Annotated in this window: 20 protein-coding genes; 15 read left to right on the top strand and 5 right to left on the bottom strand. The window is 54.4% G+C overall.

Annotation, left to right across the window (positions count from 1 at the left end; all coding sequences use genetic code 11):
* The first annotated feature begins 55 nt into the window (after window positions 1–55).
* Together rsfS and rlmH are read left to right on the top strand one after the other, a co-directional pair.
* On the top strand, window positions 56–529 hold the full coding sequence (gene rsfS / locus Z947_RS0102175; protein WP_179453253.1) for a ribosome silencing factor: 474 nt from the start codon (window positions 56–58) through the stop codon (window positions 527–529).
* A 16-nt stretch (window positions 530–545) separates the two neighbouring features.
* Window positions 546–1016 carry a 23S rRNA (pseudouridine(1915)-N(3))-methyltransferase RlmH gene (gene rlmH / locus Z947_RS0102170; RefSeq protein WP_025042669.1) on the top strand — a complete coding sequence of 157 codons (471 nt, stop codon included), beginning with the start codon at window positions 546–548 and terminating at the stop codon, window positions 1014–1016.
* A 45-nt stretch (window positions 1017–1061) separates the two neighbouring features.
* On the opposite strand, the gene hemF is transcribed toward rlmH, so the two are convergent.
* On the bottom strand, window positions 1062–1943 hold the full coding sequence (hemF, locus tag Z947_RS0102165; protein ID WP_025042668.1) for an oxygen-dependent coproporphyrinogen oxidase: 882 nt from the start codon (window positions 1941–1943) through the stop codon (window positions 1062–1064).
* Between the two features lie 213 nt (window positions 1944–2156).
* Window positions 2157–4301: a GumC family protein gene (locus Z947_RS0102160; protein WP_025042667.1), complete on the bottom strand. Its 2145-nt coding sequence runs from the start codon at window positions 4299–4301 to the stop codon at window positions 2157–2159.
* A 172-nt stretch (window positions 4302–4473) separates the two neighbouring features.
* On the opposite strand from Z947_RS0102160, the gene Z947_RS0102155 reads away from it, so the two are divergent.
* The 4 genes from Z947_RS0102155 (at window position 4474) to Z947_RS0102140 (ending at window position 10243) form a co-directional block, all read left to right on the top strand.
* Entirely contained in the window at window positions 4474–6369 is a 1896-nt protein-coding gene (locus Z947_RS0102155) for a polysaccharide biosynthesis protein (protein WP_240477502.1), read from the top strand.
* A gap of 144 nt (window positions 6370–6513) precedes the next feature.
* A complete protein-coding gene (locus Z947_RS0102150) occupies window positions 6514–7305 on the top strand; it encodes a metallophosphoesterase family protein (protein ID WP_081781101.1) in 792 nt (263 codons plus the stop codon).
* 154 nt (window positions 7306–7459) lie between these two features.
* A complete protein-coding gene (locus Z947_RS0102145; RefSeq protein ID WP_025042664.1) occupies window positions 7460–8809 on the top strand; it encodes a polysaccharide biosynthesis/export family protein in 1350 nt (449 codons plus the stop codon).
* A 120-nt stretch (window positions 8810–8929) separates the two neighbouring features.
* Window positions 8930–10243 carry a nucleotide sugar dehydrogenase gene (locus tag Z947_RS0102140; protein WP_025042663.1) on the top strand — a complete coding sequence of 438 codons (1314 nt, stop codon included), beginning with the start codon at window positions 8930–8932 and terminating at the stop codon, window positions 10241–10243.
* Here Z947_RS0102140 and Z947_RS21390 read toward each other — a convergent pair whose 3' ends face one another.
* The 3 genes from Z947_RS21390 to nusG form a co-directional block, all read right to left on the bottom strand.
* A complete protein-coding gene (locus Z947_RS21390) occupies window positions 10244–10864 on the bottom strand; it encodes a YjbF family lipoprotein (protein WP_162171858.1) in 621 nt (206 codons plus the stop codon).
* A 26-nt stretch (window positions 10865–10890) separates the two neighbouring features.
* Window positions 10891–13011, bottom strand: coding sequence for a YjbH domain-containing protein (locus Z947_RS0102130; RefSeq protein ID WP_025042661.1), 2121 nt, complete (start codon window positions 13009–13011; stop codon window positions 10891–10893).
* A gap of 117 nt (window positions 13012–13128) precedes the next feature.
* A complete protein-coding gene (gene nusG, locus Z947_RS0102125; protein ID WP_162171857.1) occupies window positions 13129–13635 on the bottom strand; it encodes a transcription termination/antitermination protein NusG in 507 nt (168 codons plus the stop codon).
* A gap of 191 nt (window positions 13636–13826) precedes the next feature.
* Between nusG and Z947_RS0102120 the strand changes: the two genes are divergently transcribed.
* From Z947_RS0102120 to Z947_RS0102075, 9 genes are all read left to right on the top strand, one after another.
* Entirely contained in the window at window positions 13827–14150 is a 324-nt protein-coding gene (locus Z947_RS0102120) for a MarR family EPS-associated transcriptional regulator (protein WP_037938620.1), read from the top strand.
* A 258-nt stretch (window positions 14151–14408) separates the two neighbouring features.
* Entirely contained in the window at window positions 14409–16121 is a 1713-nt protein-coding gene (locus Z947_RS20720; RefSeq protein WP_052880587.1) for a bifunctional sulfate adenylyltransferase/adenylylsulfate kinase, read from the top strand.
* Window positions 16122–16306: 185 nt separating this feature from the next.
* Window positions 16307–17341 carry a polysaccharide biosynthesis protein gene (locus Z947_RS0102105; RefSeq protein WP_025042658.1) on the top strand — a complete coding sequence of 345 codons (1035 nt, stop codon included), beginning with the start codon at window positions 16307–16309 and terminating at the stop codon, window positions 17339–17341.
* Window positions 17338–18462 (top strand): polysaccharide biosynthesis C-terminal domain-containing protein, encoded by a 1125-nt coding sequence (locus Z947_RS0102100; RefSeq protein ID WP_205623822.1) that lies wholly within the window; start codon window positions 17338–17340, stop codon window positions 18460–18462. The genes Z947_RS0102105 and Z947_RS0102100 overlap by 4 nt, the downstream gene beginning before the upstream one ends.
* Window positions 18459–19610, top strand: a complete 1152-nt coding sequence (gene wecB / locus Z947_RS0102095) for a non-hydrolyzing UDP-N-acetylglucosamine 2-epimerase (RefSeq protein ID WP_025042656.1) — start codon at window positions 18459–18461, stop codon at window positions 19608–19610. The genes Z947_RS0102100 and wecB overlap by 4 nt, the downstream gene beginning before the upstream one ends.
* A gap of 10 nt (window positions 19611–19620) precedes the next feature.
* Window positions 19621–20760, top strand: coding sequence for a glycosyltransferase family 4 protein (locus tag Z947_RS0102090; RefSeq protein WP_081781100.1), 1140 nt, complete (start codon window positions 19621–19623; stop codon window positions 20758–20760).
* Complete coding sequence (locus Z947_RS0102085; protein WP_025042654.1) at window positions 20757–21731, top strand: NAD-dependent epimerase/dehydratase family protein; 975 nt, start codon at window positions 20757–20759, stop codon at window positions 21729–21731. Before Z947_RS0102090 ends, Z947_RS0102085 begins: the two co-directional genes overlap by 4 nt.
* Window positions 21732–21749: 18 nt before the next feature.
* A complete protein-coding gene (locus Z947_RS0102080) occupies window positions 21750–22898 on the top strand; it encodes an NAD-dependent epimerase/dehydratase family protein (protein ID WP_025042653.1) in 1149 nt (382 codons plus the stop codon).
* Window positions 22895–23911: an SDR family NAD(P)-dependent oxidoreductase gene (locus Z947_RS0102075; RefSeq protein WP_025042652.1), complete on the top strand. Its 1017-nt coding sequence runs from the start codon at window positions 22895–22897 to the stop codon at window positions 23909–23911. Before Z947_RS0102080 ends, Z947_RS0102075 begins: the two co-directional genes overlap by 4 nt.
* Window positions 23912–23915 lie beyond the last annotated feature (4 nt).

Below are 23915 nucleotides of genomic sequence, written 5' to 3'. Positions count from 1 at the left end.
GAATGCCACACATTGCGGCCTTGTCATTGAATTGTCAGGTTCGTGTTGTTAAAATATGAAAAACCCCAGCGCCGGGGGCAAGGCGGCGCGCCCAAAGGAGGACAATGTCCTGTCACTACATACTGACGCATCCGTGCATGCGAAACCGGGGGCACCGCTGATGGCGCGTACCTCTGACATGACAACAAGCAATGCTGTGTTGGCCGCCATCCTCGAGTCTCTTGAAGAAGACAAAGCCGAAGACATCGTGCAGATTGATCTGCGCGGCAAAACCGAGATTGGCGATCACATGATCATCTGCTCGGGCCGTTCGACCCGTCAGGTTTCAGCGATCTCGGAAAAGCTGGCACAGAAGGTCAAAGATGATTTCGGTCGTTCGCCGAAGATCGAAGGCAAAGATATCGGCGACTGGGTCCTGATCGACACAGGCGACGTGATTGTACATGTTTTCCGCCCTGAAGTACGCGAGTTCTATCAGCTGGAAAAGATGTGGATGGACGGCGGCGAAGTCGCATCCCCGCAAAACTGATTTTTCGGGCCGCGCAATGAAAGTTCACATTTGCGCGGTTGGCCGCCTTCGGGCGGGCCCTGAAAAAGACCTTATCGACGATTATCTGACACGTTTCGACAGAACGGGGCGGGCTTTGGGCCTTGGCCCCGCGCGTGTCGTTGAAGTTGAGGACAAAAAGGGCGGGGGCATGGCGGCGGAGGCCGCGTTGCTGGAACGCGCCCTGCCTGCCGGCGCGCTGATCTGTGCGCTGGATGAACGCGGCAAGATCGAAACATCGCCCGAATTTGCGAACCGTCTGGGCGGATGGCGCGACATGGGGCGCAGCGATGTGGCTTTTGTGATTGGTGGCGCGGATGGTATCGCCCCTGATTTGCGGGCCCGCGTGGATTACAAGCTGTCGTTTGGCAAAATGGTCTGGCCGCATATGCTGGTGCGGGTGATGCTGTCCGAACAGTTGTATCGCGCCGCATCAATTTTGGCCGGTGGGCCCTATCATCGGGTTTAGGCGCTTGAGCCCAAGCGATGTAATAGAGCCGGGAACCGGTTAGCTTTAATACCACTTCGCCATCGGCGGCAGGCTCATCAAAACCGCGTCGGGGTCGTGACCGGTTTCAAGACCAAATTTGGTGCCCCGATCATAAACAAGGTTATATTCAGCGTAGAGCCCGCGATGGCGCAGCTGCGTGTCTTTGTCGACCTCGTCCCATGGGGTGTCACGGCGTTTGTCAATCAACGGCAGGAAGGCAGGCAGGAATGCTTTGCCGACGTCTTGGGTCAGTTGGAAATCTGCGTCCCAATCACCGGTGTTGCGGTCATCATAGAAAATGCCGCCCACACCCCGTGCGCGTTTGCGGTGGGGGATGTAAAAATACTCATCTGCCCATTTTTTCAATTCAGAATAAAGCGTGGCACCGTGAGGGTCGCAAGCCGCCTGCATTTTGCTGTGAAAGTGGGCGGTATCTTCGTCATATTCGATGCAGGGGTTCAGGTCAGCGCCGCCGCCGAACCACCATGCATGGGGTGTCCAGAACATGCGTGTGTTCATGTGGACGGCTGGAGAATGCGGATTTTGCATGTGAGCGACCAAAGAGATGCCGGAGGCCCAGAACCGTGGGTCGTCCTTCATGCCGGGAATGCCTTTTCGCGCGGCCATCGCGGTTTGGGCGCGTTCGCCCAGCGTGCCGTAAACCGTCGAGATGTTGACGCCGACTTTTTCGAACACGCGCCCGCCGCGCATCACGCTCATCTCGCCACCACCAGCGTCGGAGCCGTCATCAGCGGTGCGCGTGGTTTTGCGCACTTCCATCCGTCCCGCCGGTGCGTCTGAAACATGGCGGTCTTCCAGGGCATGAAACGCGCTCACGATCTCGTCGCGCAATTGGCGGAACCAGTCGGATGCTTGTTGTTTTTGGGTGTCAAAAGTGTCGGTCATGGAGCGGTGTCTCTGCTGGTTTTGCGGCATTATGCGGCGGGTTGTCGGGCAGGTTAGAAAGGGTTTGCCCAACCGCGTCTTTGATCCATGTCATCATTTGAAGGTGGATTTATGCCTGTGTGTTTTCGTGACCTAAAAAGGAGTGCGCGGCCGACTAGTTGTCGGCGGTCGCATCGGTCTTTTATAGGTCATCGCGCAGGTTTGAAACAGGCTTTAGTTGTCATAATAGGCGCTGTATGCGCCGTAGCTGTCGCCATACCCGTAACGCTTCATACCACGGGAACTGATCTGTCCAAGGACCAGACCGGCGATGCGGACATTGACGTCTTCGAAGGCTCTGATCCCTTCGCGTACCTGACGGTGTGATGTGCTGTCCCATTTGACAGTGTAGATCACGGCATCGACCGATTTCCCGATAATCCGCGCGTCTGGAACGGCCAGAACAGGTGGGGTGTCGATGATAATATAATCGTATAGCTCTCGTGCATGGTTCAGGAATTCTGCGAAGCGCTCGGACGAGAAAATATCCGCGGCGTTTGTCTTGGCCTTCTCCCCAAGCAATACGTCGGCCCCCAATTCGTCAATGCGGATCGCGCTTTCTGACAGCTGGGAGTTGCCGGACAGGACAGAGACTAAACCGGGTTGATCTGCGATGTCGAAATACTGGCTGAAAACACGGCGGCGAATGTCCCCTTCGATCAGCAGTACGCGTTTACCTAATCCGGTAAGGTTCTGCGTCAGCGCGAGGGATTGTGTTGTTTTACCTTCACCGGGGATGGAAGAGGTAGACATGATGATCTGGGGCGGATTGTCGATGTTTGACAACAGCACCGAGGTCCGCAGGTTACGGATTGCTTCTGCCGCAGCCGAGGTCGGTTTGTCCGTGAGGTATTTAAGTACGTTCTTGCGACGACGCGCCGGAATTGATGGCACCTGTCCGATGACGGTATACCCTGTGCGGCTTTCCAGTTCCGACGCTTCACGGAAGGTGTTCTGTGCAAATTCACGTAGCAACACAAAGCCCGAACCGGCCATAAGTCCCAGCATCATCGACAAGGCGAGGATCAGGGATTTGCGGGGGGCGGAGGGGGACAAAGGAACAACCGCATCCGAAAGGACGCGGCTATCTGCCTGCTGGATGCCGGCCTGAACGCTGGTTTCCTTGAGCCGGTTCAGGAAGAATTCATAGATCAGACGGCTGGCTTCGGCTTCGCGCTGAAGTTGTTGAAGCTGTACAAGGTCAGAAGATTGGTCTTCGATCTGCCGTTCCTGTTCCGCAATGCTGTTTTGCAGGGCATCGATCTGGCTGCTGCTGCGGGTTGCCTCAAGCTCGGCCCGGGTCAGGACCTGGTTTAGTCGTGCGTCAAAAGCGGAGCGGTCGGGATTGCTGTCGCCGCTGGCTTGCATCAGTTGCAACACACGATTGAGCGTGGGATCATTAACAGCGTTTGCGATGGCTTCAACGTCATCACTTTGGGCGATGGCTTTCAGTTCGGCAAGACGGGCATCAGCGGCTTCTTTGACGGCGGTGGTTTCACGCAGCCTGTCGCGCAGATCTTTGATCTGGCGGTTCAAACCGGTTAGCGCCTCAGGACTAACCAATTGCGCACTGGCGTTGAAATCTTTCACCTCTGCTTCGGATTTTTCCAGCTGGATTTGCAATTCTGCGACACGGTCCGTCAGCCAGCTTGTCGCCTGTTGGGTGGCGTTGAATTTTGTTTCCAGCTGTTCAAGGATGTACAGATTGGCGAGGGTATTCGCGATCTTGGCAGATTTTGTCGGATGCTGAGTGATGGCTGTAATGCTGAACACATAGCTTTGCCGGACATTGGCGATTGATATGGATTTCAAGACATTGTCGATGACCGCATCAAGTTCGCCGCGCGGATCTGTCACGCGCTCCTCAACCGGGCTGCCGAGCATACCGCGAATGAAACCGACTGCGGCACCAATCGAGAAGTTTGATTTGGGTCTGAGGCTGGCATTGAATTCGGGATCTGCCAAAAGGTCCAGTTCCAGCACCAACTTTTCGATGAGCCCCCGTGAACGGATAACTTCAACTTCTGTGTTAATCGTTGCCTGATCCCCGGACAGTCCCGTCACCACGCTTTCGATGTCCACCACCTGTTCCTGACGGCTTTCAAGCGCGACGATAGCCTTCGATGTATAGACAGGAACCGCCTGAAAATATGCGTACCAAATGCCGATCAGAAGACAAACGACGGCGCTCAAAATAATCAGTAGTTTTCCACGCCACAGGGTTCGCGCCAGTTGGCTGAGGTCAATTTCATCCTGACCATTGGTTTCAAAGGACGTGCGGTCGAGGGGTTGAGCTGGCGTCACTAGAAAACCTACCATTTGAACAAAGCTGAAAGTGCATCACATATGGCAGGCCCAAAGGCAATGTTGCAACCTGTCACAAAGCTGCAAAAATCTTGTGTCATTGCACAAATGAGCGGAGGCGGCCGGAATCCGCTTAAGCTGTTTTGCATTGAGCACATTTCTTGGTATATTCTTAAGGTTGTATTAATTGAGATTCGTACCAGTGCCCTTTCTGAAACTACATACGCTGTCGCGGCGGGTGAAACGCGCCATTTTTCTGTCCGTGGACAGTCTCCTCGTTCCTTTAAGCCTCTATTTTGCTTTCGCTTTGCGTTACGGCACTGCGCAACCGTTTTCCTATTTGGCCTCCAGTTGGGTCTTGTTCCCGATCTTATCAATCATCGGCGTTATTCTGGCGCTTGGCGTGCGGCTTGACCGGATCAAGCTGAATGCGTTCGAAAGCAGGGCAATGACGCGCATTGCTCTTGTTTCGATGGCCTTAGCGATGAGTGCGATTGTGCTGAGCTATTTGCTTGGTCTGAATGCCCCTCGTTCAGTGCCGCTTTTGTTTGGCGTCATCTTTTGTGTGCTGGCGGTATTCGCGCGGCTTGGCGGGCTGGCTTTCCTGAACTGGCTTGCCGAGCATGGAAGTGACCACACAAGGGTCGCGATTTACGGCGCTGGCGCTGCCGGCATTCAGCTGGCCTCGGCTTTGCGTCAGGCGCAGGAAGCGCGGCCTGTATTTTTTGTTGATGACAACCCAAGCTTGCAGGGGTTGATGATTGCCGGATTGCCAGTTTTTGCGCCTGATGCCCTCAAAACGCAATTGGTGCGGGCGGGCATTGAACAAATCCTGCTTGCGGTCCCTTCCTTGTCAAAGGTGCGGCGCGCCGAAATCGTTGAAACGCTGAAAGGGTATGAGGCTGAGGTCAAAGTCCTGCCGTCCTATATCGAGCTGATGTCGGGCAAGGGGCTTGTCGAGAGTCTTATGCCGGTGTCACCGGACCAGCTTTTGGGGCGGGACAAGGTTGTTCTAGACACGCCGGAAATCGCCAAAAGCTATGCCGGTCGGGTGGTTATGGTGACCGGGGCGGGGGGCTCGATCGGATCAGAGCTTTGTCGGCAATTGATCCACTGCAAACCGACGCGGATTATTCTGTTCGAACAAAGCGAATACCAGCTTTACCAGATTGATCAGGAAATGCAGGCGGAGGCGGACGGACGAAACATTACGGTCGTTGCGCGTCTGGGGTCGGTAACCAATAGCCCGAGGGTCGAAAATGTAATTGCCGAGGAAGGCGTAGATATCATCCTGCACGCGGCTGCTTACAAACATGTGCCTTTGGTCGAGGAAAACGAGTTGGAGGGCGCGCGTAACAACGTTTTGGGGACACAGGTCGTTGCCTCGGCGGCAGCAAAGGCCAAACTTGAGCGCTTTATTCTGGTATCGACCGACAAGGCGGTGCGCCCGACCAATATTATGGGGGCAACGAAGCGGCTTTCTGAATTAGTGGTTCAGGACATCCAGACCCGCAGCGCGGTGACAAAATTTGCCATGGTGCGTTTTGGCAATGTGCTTGGATCCTCAGGGTCCGTGCTGCCGCTATTCCAGCGCCAAATTGCCAAGGGTGGTCCGGTGACGGTAACGCACAAGGATGTTACGCGGTTCTTTATGACCATCCCTGAGGCGGCGCGTTTGGTGTTGCTGGCCGGTGCCTATGCAGAGGGGGGCGACGTGTTTGTCCTCGATATGGGGCAACCGCAGAAAATTATCGACATCGCGCATCAGATGATTGCCCTTTCGGGGCGCAAAGTGAAGGATCCGGTGACGGGTGAGGGTGATATCGCAATAGAAATCACCGGCTTGCGGCCAGGAGAGAAACTTTACGAAGAGTTGCTGATTGATAACGACAGCTTGCTCGGAACGCCCCATCCTAAAATTTTGCGAGCAGAAGAGACGATGCTGAGTGAGCTTGAAGTTGCGTCGATGTTGCGTGAAATACAGGGGTCGCTTGCGGCCAACGACGTTAGCAAATTGCGCGATATCATCGTGCAGCGCGTTGAAGGATATCATCGGCAAATTGACGATCACGCAATTGGTTGAACAGTTTTTCCATAATTGAACGGGGCTACGTTTTTCTGTGTGAGAAGACGGCCTAACATGGTTCACAGCTTGAGGTTGTGGGTTTGCCGAAACTGGCTAAGTATGTAATTGGTTCGGGTGTTCCCCGCTTTAAGGCAACGATACGTGTTAAAACGACTGAAATCCCTGTTCTCGACGATACAATCACCGACACAGCAGGCGGACGCCGATATTGCCGCCATCGCGCCAGAGCGTTTGCTGCTGGTCTTGGGGGATATTCACGGTTCTTTTGACCTTATGGGGCAGGCCATTCGACGCGTCGAGGAATATGTAGAAGCGGTGCCAGAGCGTGCCGCACAGAACCCTCAGCTTATTTTCGTAGGCGATTACATTGATCGCGGCGAGCAGTCCAAGCAAGTGCTGGACTGGATATACGACCTCGCGATGCAAATGCCCGATGCGGTGACCTGTCTGATGGGGAACCACGAACGGATGATGCTCGACTTTATCGACGATCCTGTCGGGCGTGGTGCGCGGTGGTTGCGTAATGGCGGGTTGCAGGCTCTTGCAAGTTACAACATCGGACGGGTCCGCGAAAATTCGGATGCTGAGGAGCTGGTCGAGGCTAGCCTAGCGTTGGAGGCAGCCCTTCCGGAGGGCATGCTACACTGGCTGCGCAATCTGCCGCTGCAATATCAAAGTGGCAATGTCTGTGTGGTGCATGCGGCAATGGACCCGCATTTGGCACCGCATGATCAGACCCGCCAGACAATGCTGTGGGGGCATAACGAGTTCATGTCGACCCCCCGTACTGACGGAATCTGGGTTGTGCACGGGCACACAATTGTAAAAGAACCGCAGTTGCACCCCCAGCGGATTTCGATCGATACGGGGGCCTATCATACGGGTCGTTTAACGGCTGCGGCGATTGGGCCTGGCACTTGCGAATTCATCTAAAGCAGCGCAGGTCAGATTATACGGCATAGTATTGGAGTGCGGGTTGCGGCAATCTGGCGACAATCCATTTGATTTGTGTATTATTAACCACTGGAAACTTGAATTTGTAGTGGTTTCCTGAAAAGCAGACAGCAACTGTTTTGGGGACTTTTGTATGTTTAAACTGCCTATTGCTGCGTCGATTCTGTTCTTTCTGGCAAGCTGTGGAAGCGTCTATGTTTCCCCGAAGGTGGATGCCCGCGACGGTAAGGTGCGTGTGCTTCCGGTGAATGCAGAAACCGTTCTGGTTGCGAATCGTGCAAGATATAATCCCAAACAATTGCCTGCCGTTTTCTTCCAGAATGCGGGTGGTGCGGGGTCTGTGCGGGGTGCCGGTGCGGTTCCGCCAACCAGTCAAAGCGAACAGCAGCGTCCGGCGGCGATGACCCTGCGTATTCCGCCAAACGCGGCGGCAGGTCCATACCGGATTGGTGTCGGTGATGTTCTGCTGTTGGCCACAAAATCCGGCGGCAGCACGGTTGAGGAACTAAGCGGGCTGCTGGCTGCGCAGAATTCCCGCCAAGGGTATACAGTACAGGACGACGGTGCGATTGCGATACCGGATGTCGGCCGCGTTAACCTTGATGGTTTGACGTTGGAAGAAGCAGAAGCGCAATTGTTTCAAAGCCTTGTGCAAAGCCAGATTGACCCGACCTTCAGCCTAGAAATCGCAGAGTTCAACTCCAAGCGCGTGTCACTGGGGGGGGCCGTTTCAAATCCGACAGTGGCACCGATCACGCTGACGCCGCTTTATCTGGACGAAGCACTGGCCGCGGCGGGTGGTATCTCGACCCGGGATCTGGAGTTCGCGTCGATCCGTATTTACCGCGATGGCACATTGTACCAAATCCCGCTTGAGGAATATCTGCGACGTGCTGATCTGCAAAAAGTCCGTCTTGTGAATGGCGATAGCGTTTTTGTCGACACCGAGTTCGAGCTGGAAAAAGCGCAATCGTATTTCCAAGAGCAGATCACCCTTGCCCAATTCCGCCAGCAGGGCCGCGTTCAGGCTCTTGCAGAATTGAACGCCGAAGTGAACTTGCGCCGTTCGTCGTTGAGTGAAGAGCGGAGCAACTTTAAAGACCGCGTTGATTTTGACGCCGTTGACCGCGACTTTGTCTATCTGACGGGCGAAGTATCAAAGCCCGGCCGGTTCACGATGCCCTTCGGGCGTCAGGCGTCGCTTGCGGATGCGCTGTATTCCGACAGTGGTTTTTCAAGCGAAACAGGCAACCCCTCCCAGATTTACGTGCTGCGCGGATCGTCCGACCCGGCCGAATTTGGCGCGGTCACCGCATGGCACCTTGATGCACGAAACGCGGCCAATATGAGCCTTGCGACACGCTTCAAAATGCAGCCCAACGACATTGTGTTCATCGCAGAACAGCCGATCACCCGCTGGAACCGTGCGCTTAAGCAAGTGTTCCCGTCGGTTATCAGCTTGGGCAACGCCGTAACCAACTAAACTGAGCTGCCGTTCAAACACGGCGGGCTGGCAAATTCACCGTCAGTGCCTATATCAAGGCGCTGACGGTCTGCCTTTTCGGTCGAGCGCCAGAACCGCGCACCGGTAAGGAGATACCCAGTGGACCTTCTCAAAAAGCTGCAACGTATTGACGCGACAATCGGCATTATCGGGCTTGGCTATGTCGGGCTTCCGCTTGCTATTGCATCGGCCAAAGCGGGTTTTTCCGTGATCGGCTTTGATGTTGATGACAGTAAGGTGGAGCGGCTCTATGCGGGTCAAAGCTACATCGAAGCTGTTTCCGGCGCTGACCTGAAAGCGACAGCAAAACGTTGTGCATGGACGGTTGATTTTACACAATTGGCCAGCTGCGATGTCGTCGTGATTTGTGTTCCGACGCCGCTGAACCAGCATCGCGAACCTGATCTTTCTTATGTGGAAGACACCGCGCGGGTTATTGCAAAACATATGACGTCGGACACATTGGTCGTGCTGGAATCAACCACTTGGCCGGGCACCACTGAAGACGTGTTGAAACCCTTGCTGGCCGAAAGTGGCCATGCATTGGGGCAGGAGATTTTCGTCGGGTATTCGCCGGAACGGGAAGATCCGGGCAATACGACCTATCGTACACAGACCATTCCCAAAGTGATCGCCGGTGACGGGCCAGCGGCGCAGGCGATGATGGAAGCCTATTACGGTGCGGTGGTGGAAACGATTGTGACGGTGCCGACGCCGACTGTTGCCGAAGCCGTCAAGATTACCGAGAATATCTTTCGTTCGGTTAACATTGCTTTGGTCAATGAGTTGAAGCTGATCTATGACGAAATGGGCATCGACGTTTGGGAAGTGATTGACGGCGCTGCAACCAAACCGTTTGGCTATATGCCGTTTTACCCCGGTCCCGGGCTTGGCGGGCACTGTATCCCGATTGATCCATTTTATCTGACGTGGCGGGCGCGTGAATTTGATGTTCCGACGCGGTTCATTGAATTGGCCGGTGAAATTAACACGAACATGCCGCATCATATCGTGCATCGCACCCGCGAAGTTCTGGATCTTGCAAAGGGCAGGGGGCTAAATGGTGCAAAGCTGCTGTTGGTCGGTGTGGCGTATAAAAAGAACGTTTCGGATATGCGCGAAAGCCCAGCAATGCGGTTGATGCAACTGTTTGAGGAGGCGGGTTCAAGCGTCGCGTTTATTGATCCGCATGTGCCGAACATACCGCCGATGCGCGAGTATGGTGTATTCGAGGGACGCGCGGCGCTGGAACCTGATGCAATTGCGGAGGCAGGGTTCGATGCCGTGGTGATCGCGACGGACCATGACGACGTTGATTATACGGCCCTTCTTGCGCTGGGATGCCCTGTGGTGGACACCCGCAATGCGATTGCGAAACGCGGATTGGACATGGTCAATGTGACCAAGGCGTGATCAGAAGTTGAATACCTTGGTAATGGCCAGCTCGCCAATGTCTTCGCCGCCCCACTGTCGAGACTGAACGATGGTCCCGCGGCGGGGATCAACCCAATAGGTGTTGGTGAACGCCTGATCCAGATTGCGACAGTTCTCTGACATGCGGCGGGTGGATGTCGCGCCGGTGTCCAGATCAATCGTTTCGGACCCTTGGTTCGTGATCGTGCAGCTATAGGCGCGGCTGACAGCCTGATCGTTGCCATTCAGATAGGTGTGAATGCGTTGCACCTCGCCCGAGCGACCGGCAAGGACGGCGTTTGCCACTTGTGACACATCAGAGGCCAGCAGCCCTGCACCGATGCCACGCGTGCCATGCAGGACGCCACGGTCGAAAGTCAGGGAAACCCCGTCATTGCCAAGCCAGCTTTCGATATTGCCGCGCTTTGCTTCGCGCAGGAACCCGCCCCGGACACCGGTTTCGGTGACGCGGACGTTCAGTGCTGGGCCTTTGCCAGCCTGCAAAACCGGCTGAAAGCGGGGGAATTGCGTCGGGGTTTCCTGCACAGGTTCGCCTGTCAGAATGCCGAATGTGCGTTCCTGAAGTGCCGGGTTACTACAGCCCGCTAGGGTCAGTGCCACGGTGGTTGCTATGCTGATAGGCCAATTCATCGCAGATACCGCCCCCAACCGTCGCGCAATTCCTTGCCGCGGTAATCCCTGACCTGACGATGCAGGCGGTTGTCTACGTTCAATCGGGCCCCACCGTCACGCGTAATCGGGCGTAGCGTTTGTTTTAGCACCGTTTTGGAGGGTTTGCCGGTGATGAAGGACAGAGGCACTTCAAACCGGATACCTTTGTCGAAAGAGCCTTCGCCGAAGTCGGAAGAAGAAACATCAGTCAGTGTGAAATACCCGCCTACGCGAAAGCCGTTGTTGAATTCGCGGTCAATCGCAACGGTCGCACCCCAGTCGCCGGCAAGGTAGCGCCCCGCATCAATTTGCCCGAGGAACCCGTTGCCAAGGTCATAATAAGCGGAGGCATGGCCGGTGACGACGCCGTAGTCCTGAAACCCGAACAGCATATCGAAATCGCGCTGTCTTGCGTAGTTTACCTCGGCCCCAAGGGCGAGACGGCTGCCTGTCGGGTACCAGAGCAGTTCGGCAGAGACCCCGCCAAACATATCCTCCAAGTAACCCGCTGTGACACGCCCAAACAGATCCTTGCCCGGGCGGAACATATATTCGGCGGTAAGCGTGTTCACCTCGAGTTCGGATTCGCGGGCATAGAGCACGGCATTGGTGCGCACAGGTTCAATGGCGGAGTCAGATACACGATCGGAATCGCCAATATTGCCGGCGAAGGGATACCGGAACCGGCCGGCGAAGGTCAGGCCGGGGGAAGGGCGATAGGACAGTTTAAGCTCGGCCCCCGCTTCGGCGCGCACGGGGTTGTCGGGATCAAAGAACGACAGCGCCATGTAAGGTGAAAGACCGTAGTCAAAGACGGGGTAAGCCCCAGATAGCTCGCCCGCGCGGCCTTCGTCGGCTGCGTCCTGAATCTCGGCGCGGGCGTAGCTGCGCCAAGAGCCATCGTAGTCATATTGGAGCTCTTCAAGATCGGAGCGTTGTGTGACGACCCGGCTGATCGGCACGCCTTTGTCCTGAAATACGACCACAAGCTCTTCAATTTTTGGCGGCAAGGTGGTCGCCATGGCGCGCGCAGCACGCCCTGCGGCTTGGGCTTCGATGTCCCAGCGCGTGTTTTCGATCCGCGCAATCGCGCGACCGCCGCTCATTTCAAAGCTTTGTAGGACCAGCCCTTCATCCGCCAGACGCGCATTCAGCACGCGGGTTGCGGCCTCTGTTCCGCCGCCGCGGGCCGAATTGTTCCATTCGGCGACGGCCAGATCATTGCGTGATCCGACCGGACGCGGCGATGTTTCACGCCCGCCGGCATTAAAGCGTTTTGCGGGATCAAGCACATAGCTGAACTGCGCCCCGATTTCTTCGCCGCCCACAACATAGGCTTTCAGGTCGATGCCGTTGCGAAACCCGTATTGCAGACCAAAGTTGACCGGCGAGGAAATGTCGATAAGACCCTGCGCGGTGTCGCGGTCATAGGTATCCGTGGAATATTCTGCGAATAGGGTCGTACGATCGTTTAAATGATACGCGACGCCGCCAAAAAGGGACGCAGGGCCACGAAACCAATTGCCGGTTTCGACTTGCCCGCCTGTATTGCTGGACCCACCAGGCCGCGTTTCAAAGCGGTCGTCAATGACGCCGAGAGGATTGGTAAAGCTGTCACGGCCTGCGAAACGCCCCCAGCCGATCCCGCCGGTTACTTCCAGTTTCGATCCGATGCTTTTCGTCGCAACCAGATATTCGCCGCTATAAAGACCGGTGCCCAGAAAGTCGCGTAGGCCAAGTGCTACAGCTGGGCGCAGCTCGCCCTCATCAAGCAGTTGAAAGCTGATGTCGAAGCTTCTGTCGAAGTTTGGCGTGCCGTCGGCTTGCCCGCCGTCAATACGGGTGTAGCGGAAGCTGCCTGAGACTCGCGGCAGGATTTGAAAAGTGACTGTATTGCGCAGGGTGGGGCCGACGAGACTGGTGGTGAACGCAAGTTCGCCATCCTTCAGGCTGCGTGCGGTTGGCGTTTCGATGAGCCCAGGCGTGCCGTAGGTGGAAAGCGCCGTGCGGTCGGATTGCGCCGCAGCATTCGTCAGCGCGAGCGCCGACGCGGTGCCAAAAGCCAAGATGAAAAACGCTGAAGCTCTACGACGCATAACGACTACTGTACCCCTGTAATTGGCGACAACATAGAGCAATCGTTGATACGGGTAACAGGGTGCGGTGGCGGGCATCGAATCATGCTTTGGTCAATGCGCTAGATTTGCAACAGACTACAGTTTCTCGATCTGGTCTCGTGGGAGGGATGTTCGAACTTTTCGCCCCATGAGATCAATCAAAACGCCAATGCGTGCTTGATCTGGCAACGTCTCAATCGTTGTGATGATCTCGGCGAATGGACCTGAGATCACACGGATTTCGTCGCCCACAGCAAGGGTCGCTGGAGGAGCAAGCAGCCCGCTCTCATCACATCGCGCCATTATGCCGCCTATGAGTTGCTTCGGCAGGGGCGTTGGTGAGATAATTCGCGACACGCCACGTGTGGAGTTGATGGAGGTCCATCGCGCGTTTTCATGCTCAAAGCGGACAAAAATATACCCCGGGAAGAGTGGAGCGCGTGTTTGCCTGCTTGTGCCACTTCGGACAACCGTTTTTTCGTACATCGGCGCAAAGGTGGGGAAGTTTTGCCGCTGCAGGTGGTCCAATGCGCGTTTGAGGCCATGCGGGCGCAGTTGAACCACAAACCAAGGGAGCTCCTGCATGATTTCGGTGTTAGCCATGACTAGAGGGTGCTCTGATCGGTGAACATCTTGTTCGTATATGTGAGTGTCATGCTTCGATTTTCCCCGTAGAAAGATATTTATCTCGAACTTCTTATCAGTTAACCGTTCAACTGTGAACGGACGTCTCTCTTTGTGCGCCCCTCGCAGAGATCGCGCGGCGAGCTCTGCTGCGGTAGCCATGGCGCGCCATGGTTAAGCCTATATCCGAAGATGTGCATTTCCGGGTGCTGCGTGTGTTGAACGACCGGCCCGGCCTTTCCCAGCGAGAGATCGCACAGGAGTTGGGGGTGAGCCTTGGGGCGGTCAACTATTGCCTGCGCGCCCTGGTGGAAAAGGGCCAGATAAAGGTTCAGAACTTTCGCGCATCAGATAATAAGTTGCGTTACGCCTATATTTTGACGCCTCGTGGGATGGCCCAAAAAGCGCAGCTAACGGGAGCGTTTTTGAAGCGCAAGATTGCTGAGTATGAGGCTTTGAAGGCCGAAATCGAAGCGGTTAAGAGTGAGATGTAGGTGGGGTGGGCTGTGTCTGATTGTTTACGTTATCGGGCGTTTGAGGAAATATGCGGTTTTGAAAGTATGAGCGACATACTCATTTGGCTCAAATGCTAATTTCAAATTTATGACAAAGTGAAAGAACCGCCAAAAACGGAGCATGGAAGCCGCTATCCAAGAAAGGCGCTTCTTCATATTCCATCCCAACCCTCCTAAACCATTTAGACCCCGGCCGTTGCTCTCCAAATTTGAAATGCCAAACATAGACTGCAAAGTATGCTTGAAAATATTATGAACCTCGCTCCGATCCCGGAGCTTTATGTATCTTACGAATCCGCGCAGAAGATGAAAATGGAAGCGGGCGACCTTGTCAGCCACGACCTGACACCGCGCCAGATTTGTGATCTGGAACTGCTGATGAACGGTGGGTTCAATCCGCTCAAGGGGTTCCTGTCGGAAGAAGATTATAACGGCGTTGTCGACAATATGCGGCTGGCAGATGGCACGCTTTGGCCGATCCCGATCACGCTGGACGTCTCCGAAGATTTCGCGGCAAAGCTGGAAGTCGGACAGGACATCGCCCTGCGCGACCAAGAGGGCGTGATCCTCGCCACCATGACCGTCAGCGATCGCTGGGAGCCGAACAAGGCGCATGAAGCGGCGCAGGTTTTTGGAGCCGATGACAGCGCCCATCCAGCGGTGAACTATCTGCACAATCAGGCCGGCAAAATCTATCTGGGCGGTCCCGTGACCGGCATCCAACAGCCCGTGCATTATGATTTCCGCGCCCGCCGCGACACGCCGAACGAACTGCGCGCCTATTTCCGCAAGGTAGGCTGGCGCAAGGTTGTGGCCTTTCAAACCCGCAACCCCCTGCACCGTGCTCATCAGGAACTGACCTTCCGCGCCGCGCGTGAAGCACAGGCGAACTTGCTGATCCACCCTGTTGTCGGCATGACCAAACCCGGTGACGTCGATCACTTTACCCGTGTGCGCTGTTACGAAGCGGTCCTTGATCAATACCCGCAGGCGACCACATCCATGTCCCTGCTGAACCTTGCAATGCGCATGGCCGGCCCGCGCGAAGCGGTCTGGCACGGGCTGATCCGCAAAAACCACGGCTGCACCCATTTCATCGTCGGCCGCGACCACGCTGGCCCCGGCAAAAACTCAGCCGGTGACGATTTCTATGGCCCCTATGATGCGCAGGATCTGTTCCGCGAACATCAGGAAGAAATGGGCATCGAGATGGTCGATTTCAAACACATGGTCTATGTGCAGGAACGCGCCCAATACGAACCCGCCGACGAAATCGCCGACAAGGAAAACGTCACCATCCTGAACATCTCCGGCACCGAATTGCGCCGTCGTTTGCAGGAAGGTCTGGAAATCCCTGAATGGTTCTCCTTCCCCGAAGTCGTCACCGAATTGCGCCGCACCCGTCCGCCGCGCAACAAACAGGGGTTCACCGTGTTCTTCACCGGTTTCTCAGGCTCCGGCAAATCCACCATCGCCAATGCCTTGATGGTCAAACTAATGGAAATGGGCGGACGCCCCGTGACTCTGCTGGACGGCGACATTGTGCGCAAGAACCTCAGCTCCGAGCTGGGCTTTAGCAAGGAACACCGCGATCTGAACATCCGCCGCATCGGCTATGTTGCGTCCGAGATCACCAAAAACGGCGGCATCGCCATCTGTGCGCCCATCGCGCCTTATGCCACCACCCGCCGCGCTGTGCGTGAAGACGTCGAAGACTTTGGCGCCTTTGTCGAGGTCCACGTCGCGACCAGCATCGAAGAATGCGAACGCCGTGACCGCAAGGGTCTGTACAAACTGGCCCGCGAAGGCAAGATCAAGGAATTTACGGGCATTTCAGACCCTTACGATGTGCCTGAATCTCCTGAACTGGCCGTCGAAACCGAAAATGTCGATGTGGATAACTGCGCCCATCAGGTGCTTTTGAAACTGGAAAGCATGGGACTGATTTGAGGTTGTTTCCGCCGGTTGGGTTCGTTTGAGTGATGGAATTTAATAGTAGATAGGAAAAAATGAAATAAACGACTTAGCTGGTATACGCGCAAAATAATGAGATTTTTAGCTGATTTGTCTGCTCGGATATTTTGAAGAACAAATTGGACAAGTTAAAAGACTATTATTCAAGAAACGGAGTTCCGATGAGTAGAGTGGTTCAGAGTGTATTAATTACCGGTGGTACCGGATCCTTCGGTAAGACCATGTTGCGGGGCTTATTGGATCAAGGAGTGGATGAGGTCCGCATCCTTAGCCGTGATGAGGAAAAGCAAGACGCGCTGCGCAATGATTTGCGTGACGATCGGGTGCGATATTATATCGGAGATATTCGCGACCGCGACAGCGTCGAGCGGGCGGCCTACGGGGTGCAATGCGTGTTTCATGCCGCTGCGCTGAAGCAGGTTCCATCTTGTGAATTCTTTCCGCATGAAGCAGTGCGTACTAACATCATAGGCTCTGAAAACGTCATCCGCGCGGCAATTCGTTCTGAGGTCGAAAGCCTTGTCTGTCTTTCTACGGACAAAGCGGTATTTCCAGTGAATGCGATGGGCATGTCGAAGGCGATGATGGAAAAGGCGGCTCAAGCCGCGGCACGCGACTTGGGCGTTGGTGCTAAAACAACGATCTCCTGTGTGCGCTATGGTAATGTGATGTACTCGCGTGGCAGCGCAATTCCGCTGTTTATTCGTCAGATCAAGTTGGGCAACCCGATTACGGTGACAGAGCCATCGATGACCCGATTCCTAATGCCGCTGCGAGACAGTGTTGCGCTTGTAAATTATGCGTTTGATCACGCAAATCAGGGTGATTTGTTCATTAAGAAAGCGCCTGCGTCAACAATTATTGACCTTGTAAGCGCCATAAAAGAGTTGTTCGAAGTGCCGGGCCATCCCGTTGAAATCATCGGCTGGCGCCACGCGGAGAAGCTGTATGAAACGCTCGCGAGTGCGCAAGAACTGACCAGCTCAGAGGACTTGGGTGATTATTACCGCATCGTGATGGATCAACGCGGCCTGAACTATAAGCAATATTTCAGCGAGGGTGATACCGGGACGGCGGCGTACGAGGATTATCATTCTCACAACACAGAGCAGTTGTCGGTCGAGGGTGTTAAGGATCTTTTGTTGGGCTTACCTGAAGTGCAAACGGAGCTTGCCGCCTGGAAGAGTGGCCGATGATAAAAATCGTCGTAACAGGGGCCAAGGGATTGATCGGTTGGCATGCTCATGCCCGACTGCATGCGGCCAACTGTGCTGCAAGTTTTCAAGGCGGGCCATTGCCTTATGAGATTGTGGCGCTGAGCCATGCTGGGTTTGATGATGACGCAATCTTGCAGGCCGCGGTCCGCGGGGCTGATGCAGTGCTGCACTTTGCCGGCGTGAACCGCGCGCCTGATGATGAGGTCGAAGCCGCTAACCCGAACATTGCGCGACGTCTTGCGAGCGCCTGCCGCGCCGCCGAGTCTACACCGCATATTGTTTATGCCAATTCGACCCATGCCGCCAGCGACACACCATATGGCCGTTCTAAGAGAGTTGCTGGCGAAGTCCTGGATGCCTCCTTTTCGCGCTACACTGACCTGGTTTTGCCACATATTTTTGGCGAGGGCGCACAGCCCTTTTACAACAACGTCACCGCGACGCTGATCAAGCAAATCCTGACCGGTCAAAAAATCACCGCGAACCCCGATGGCCGCGTGCAGCTTTTGCACGCAGGTGCGGCGGCACAGGTGGCCATTGATGCGATTATAGGCGGGACCACAGGCTGCCTCACGCCTGAACCTCGCCCCATCAGCGTGCCCGATCTTTTGGCTAAGCTTGAAGGATTTCATGCGTCTTATATCGCCAATATCTACCCTGACTGCTCTGACGCGTTTGATCTTGCTCTGTTCAACAGTTATCGCGCAGCGACTTACCCTGACGGATGGTCACGTCCCTTAAAGCTCAACACTGACTCACGTGGCACTCTATTCGAAGCGGTCAAGGGCGGTGGTGGTGGGCAGACATTCTTGTCAACAACAGAACCAGGCATAACGCGCGGCGATCACTTTCACCTCGATAAGGTCGAGCGCTTTCTTGTTATACAAGGTGAGGCCGTGATCCGCGTGCGCAAGGTGCTGAACGATGAGGTCTGGGAATATCACGTTTCGGGTGACGCCCCCGCAGCCGTGGACATGCCGACGCTGCATACCCATTCGATCGAAAATATTGGCCAGAAATCGCTTCTAACACTGTTCTGGACGCATAATTTATATGACCCACAAAACCCTGATACTTTTTCTGATAAGGTACTGCCATGAGTAAGCTAAAGGTCATGACAATTCTAGGTACCCGCCCCGAAATCATCCGCTTGTCACGCGTGATGGATCGGTTGGACCGCTACACTGATCATGTGATTGTCCACACCGGACAGAACTGGGATTATGAGCTGAACGAGGTTTTTTTTGAAGACCTTGGCGTGCGCAAGCCTGACCATTTCCTTGGCGTCGGTGGTGGTAGCCTTGGGGAAACCCTTGGTGGGATCCTGACGGAAACGGAAAAGGTACTTGTTGCAGAAAAACCAGAGGCTGTGGTTGTCTTGGGCGACACGAATTCGGCAATTTCGGCAATCATGGCACGACGAATGAAGATTCCAGTCTACCATATGGAGGCTGGCAACCGTTCCTTTGATCGTAATGTGCCCGAAGAGACCAATCGCCGCATCGTTGACCACATCGCCGACTTCAACCTTGTTTATTCTGAGCACGCCCGTAGGCATTTGTTGTCCGAAGGCTTGGAACACCGCCGTATCAATCTCACTGGCTCGCCAATGCGCGAAGTTTTGGAACATTACCGCCCACAAATCGAAGCATCTGACGTGGTCAAACGTTTAAGTCTAACAAAGCGGGGCTATTTTGTTGCATCCCTTCACCGTGAAGAAAACGTCGACAACAAAAAGCGCCTGACCCAGTTGGTCGATACGTTGAATACGTTAGCGAAAACCTATGACATACCAGTAATTTTGTCGACACACCCACGTACCCGCAAGCGGCTTGAAGCATTAGAATTGACGTTTGATTCGCGTGTCAAAGACATGAAACCATTTGGATTCCATGACTATAACAACCTGCAAACGAATGCCTTTTGCGCGATTTCCGACAGCGGGACGATCGCAGAAGAGGCGTCAATCCTTGGCTTCCCTGCGATCACACCTCGCGATGCGATTGAACGGCCCGAAGCCGTGGATGTGGGCTCTTTGGTCATGACTGGACTGAACCGCGATACTATATTGGATGGTGTGCACACGATAGTTGCCCAATACGAAACCCGCACAGCCGCTGGATTAAATCCTGTACCCACCCCTGACGACTACATTATCGCTAACACATCTGAGCGGGTCGTGAATTTGATCTTAGGCACAGCACGCCTTTCGAATAACTGGGACGGCATTCGAATGAACCAAAGCTAGGGCCACTTTGATGAAGGTTATTTGCTTTCTGTTTGACCCCAATGTGGGTGGTCCCACAATTCGTGCTCGAGCAGTTTATGAACGTATGCTAGCCGCGGGCGATGATATTCGTATAGCTATCCCCGATATGGACGGCACAGCGGCAGCGTATTTAACCGAACGTGCGATACCTCTCGACCGCTTGCCCATTGCCAAACCGGTTTTGCCAAGAAAGATCCGTGCGTTCTCAAAGTTTGTCTTTACCGCTCCCATCAGCATAATCAAGTTGCGTGCCTATTTGCGGCGCGAACGTCCCGATGTGGTCCATGTGAACGGCGCGTTTGATGTGATCCCTGCCCTAGCCGGGCGTCTGGCCAACGTGCCAGTTGTATGGCATCTGAATGACACCGTGTTTGGAAAAGGACTGTCTCGCATTTTGGGTAGACTGGTCAAACACGTCGCCGATGTCATTGTCATAGCCGCAACTCGTGTCGGACAACATTATGACGTAATGGATGCTGCCCCACACGTAATTTTCGCTCCTGTAGATATAGATCGGTTTCAACCGGTAACACATCCCTTGCACAGCCCCCCCAAAGCAACACTGATTGGCAATTGGAATTGGATCAAAGGCCAAGGACGCTTTGTTGACGTGATTGACATATTGCGGGGCCGAGGCATTCCCATCGAAGGGGAAGTTGTGGGCAAATTCTTGGACAGCCAAACTGATTTTTGGCAACCCATATTGGCAGATATCAAAGCCCGCGATTTATCGGATCATATCGCCACCCCAGGATTTAAAGACGATATGGTTGCGGTCTTGAAAGACACCGACCTTTTGGTGCTAACTTCCCATTCCGAAGCCAGCCCCATTTCCTTGTTAGAAGCTATGGCCATGGGCGTGCCTTGTGCCTGCTTCGATGTGGGCGGCGTAGCCGAAATGATGGGCACATACGGGGACGATCCTGCTGGGATTGTTGTTCCCGAAGGCGATGTGCACGCATTGTCCGACGCTGTCGCTCAGATTATCACTAATTCGGCGATCTACGATCGATATCGGAAGGCGGGTCGCCGCCGCGTCGTGGCACATTATTCTCTAGATGCTTGCGTTCAGCGACATCAACTGGCCTATGCAGCAGCAATCTCAAAGAAAGAAAAGATACCAACATGAAATGGCTGATTACTGGCGGATGCGGCTTTATTGGGCGGGCATTGATCCGGCACCTGAAAACTGCCTCGCCCCACGATCAAATACGGGTATATGACAACTTGACTGTTGGAACCCGGGACGACTTGGCGTTGGAAGGCCATTTTAGCGATCACGACGAGACGAACCTATTGTCTTGGACAGTGGGAACCACGCTGATCAAGGGCGATATCTTGGATGCTGATAGTCTGCGCCAAGCAGCAGCCGGAGCAGATGTGATTGTACATTTGGCTGCCAATACCGGTGTCGCCCCATCGGTCACCGACCCCATCGGGGACTGTCGCGCCAATGTTCTAGGTACCTTGAATGCGTTAGAAGCTGCGCGTCACCATGCTGTAGGACGGGTTGTTTTTGCCTCTTCGGGCGCACCCTTGGGTGTGCAGACCCCACCTCTGAATGAAGAAATGGCTCCACACCCTGCGTCACCTTACGGAGCATCCAAATTAGCAGGAGAAGGCTATTGTTCTGCCTACTTCCATTGCTTTGGAGTTGAGACAGTGACCTTGCGCTTTGGCAATGTTTATGGCGAGGGATCAAACAAGAAAGCGTCGGTTGTTGCCAAATTCATAAAGCAAGCGATGGCGGGCGAAACCTTGGAGATCTACGGCGATGGCAGCCAGACCCGCGATTTCATTTACCTAGGCGACTTAATCGCCGCCGTCTACAAAGCTGCGACTGTTCCTGGGATTGGCGGCGAAACATTCCAAATTGCTACAAACGCTGAAACCACTATTGGGCAGCTGACCGACAAATTAGTCTATGCTCTAGAAGAAGTTGCAGGTATCAAAGCAAACTACATCAACGGCGAAACTCGCCAAGGCGATGTGGCTCGTAATTATTCAGACACACGCAAAGCCGCGAAGATGCTGGATTGGACATGTCAAACACAACTTGATGACGGATTGCGCAAAACGGTTTCGTTCTTCCGCAATTAGAAAACAAAGGATATCATGATGAAAGTACTTATATTGGGGGGTGACGGATACTTAGGTTGGCCCACCGCAATGGATTTTGCCGCAGCGGGGCATGAGGTAACGGTTGTTGACAACTATTTGCGACGCCTCATCGCCGAAGAAACTGATAGCGAAGCTTTGTTGCCCACCCCGACCCTCACCCAACGAGCTGCAAAGTTTAAAGAAATTTCTGGCCACGACATCCACGTACGCATTGGTGATCTAGCCGATCCCGAGGTGATGATGTCTGCGGTAGCCGAGACGGCACCCGATACAATCATCCACTATGCAGAACAACCCTCTGCTCCTTATTCGATGCAGAATTTCAAAACCGCACGCACCACCTTCAAAAACAACTTGGATGTGACGTTCAACCTGATCTGGGCAATGATCGAACATGCCCCCAAGGCTCATATGGTCAAATTGGGCACAATGGGCGAATACGGCACCCCCAATATTGATATTGAAGAAGGCTGGATCGATATTGAACACAAAGGGCGCACTGGCAAATTCCTGTTCCCGCGCGCAGCCGGATCGCTGTATCATACGACCAAAGTGCTGGATACAGATCTTCTGTGGTTCTATGTGCGCATCTATGGCTTGAAAGTCACCGATCTGATGCAAGGCCCTGTGTATGGCCTGTCGACCGATCAGGCGGATATGGACCCATCTTTAGTGCCAAACTTCCATTACGATGATATCTTCGGCACCGTTGTGAACCGCTTTTTAGTGCAGGCTGTCGCTGGTATCCCGCTGACCGTTTACGGCGGCGGTGGCCAAACGCGCGGCTATCTGAACCTGCGCGACACTTTGCAATGTGTTATGCTGGCGGCCCAACACCCAGCCGGCGAAGGTGAATTGAAAATCTTTAACCAATTGACCGAAACCTTTAGCGTCAACCAGATCGCCGACAAAGTGCAGTCAGTGGGGAACCAAAAGGGTCTAAACGTCGCAGTGAAATCTATTCCAAACCCGCGTAAGGAAATGGAAGAACACTATTACAATCCGAGCCATTCGGGGCTGATCGAAATGGGCCTAAAACCTCATTACATGACCGATGACGTGGTCAGCGACATGCTGGACCGGATCATCGACGTTAAGGATCGTATCATCGAAAACCGAATTATGCCACGGGTGAAATGGAAATGAGCCAGACAGTAGATTTTAAAGGGCGCAGCGTCCTGATCACGGGAGCCTGTGGCACCGTAGGGGCAGAACTGACAAAACAGGTTGTGGCCGCAGGGGCAGACCGGGTCGTCTGCGTGGACAACAACGAAAGTGAACTATTCTTTTTGCAACAGACGCACAAAGATCACTTTCACGTCAACTGCTATCTGGCGGATATTCGAGATTTGGAAGCGCTCAAACAGCGGATGCAAGGCATTGATGTGGTGTTGCATTCTGCTGCGCTGAAGCATGTCGGCCTGTGCGAAGACAGCCCGACCCAGGCCGTACGCACCAATATCGAAGGCACGCAGAATATCATCGATGCGGCCCTGGCCAACGGTGTGGACCGGGTGATCTTCACATCGTCCGACAAAGCGGTAAACCCCACCAATGTGATGGGCACATCGAAACTGATGGGCGAACGACTGATGACAGCCGCCAGCCTGAACAACCGCAATTCTAAAGCTGTCTTTGCATCCACCCGCTTTGGCAATGTGTTGGGATCGCGCGGGTCCGTCGTGCCATTGTTCCAACGCCAGATTGAACAGGGCGGTCCTGTGACCCTGACAGACCGGGAAATGACCCGGTTCATCATGACTTTGGAAGAGGCCGTGGGCCTGGTCCTGCAATCCGCGATGATTGCCACAGGCGGCGAAGTCTTTGTCACCAAAATGCCGGTGGCCCGGATCGAAGACATTGCAACCCATATGGTCAGTACATTGGCGGGCGGCAAAGACATTCAAATTACCGAAATCGGCGCCAAGCCTGGTGAAAAGATGTACGAAGAGTTGATGAACGATGAAGAGGTGCGCCGCACCTATGAAATCGAAGATTTCTTTGTTGTCCTGCCCGCCTTTGCTGGAAACCACGAAGACCAGTATCCACTGGTCAAAGGCCGCCAAAAAGCCGATCGCCCCTATAATTCGGCGGTGGAAAAAGGGATGACCGCGCAGGACGTGGCAGACTATTTTGACAGCCGTGGCATCTTACGATGACCCC

Source organism: Sulfitobacter geojensis, assembly GCF_000622325.1.
GTDB lineage: Bacteria > Pseudomonadota > Alphaproteobacteria > Rhodobacterales > Rhodobacteraceae > Sulfitobacter > Sulfitobacter geojensis.
This window is presented reverse-complemented; position numbering and strand designations above follow the sequence as displayed.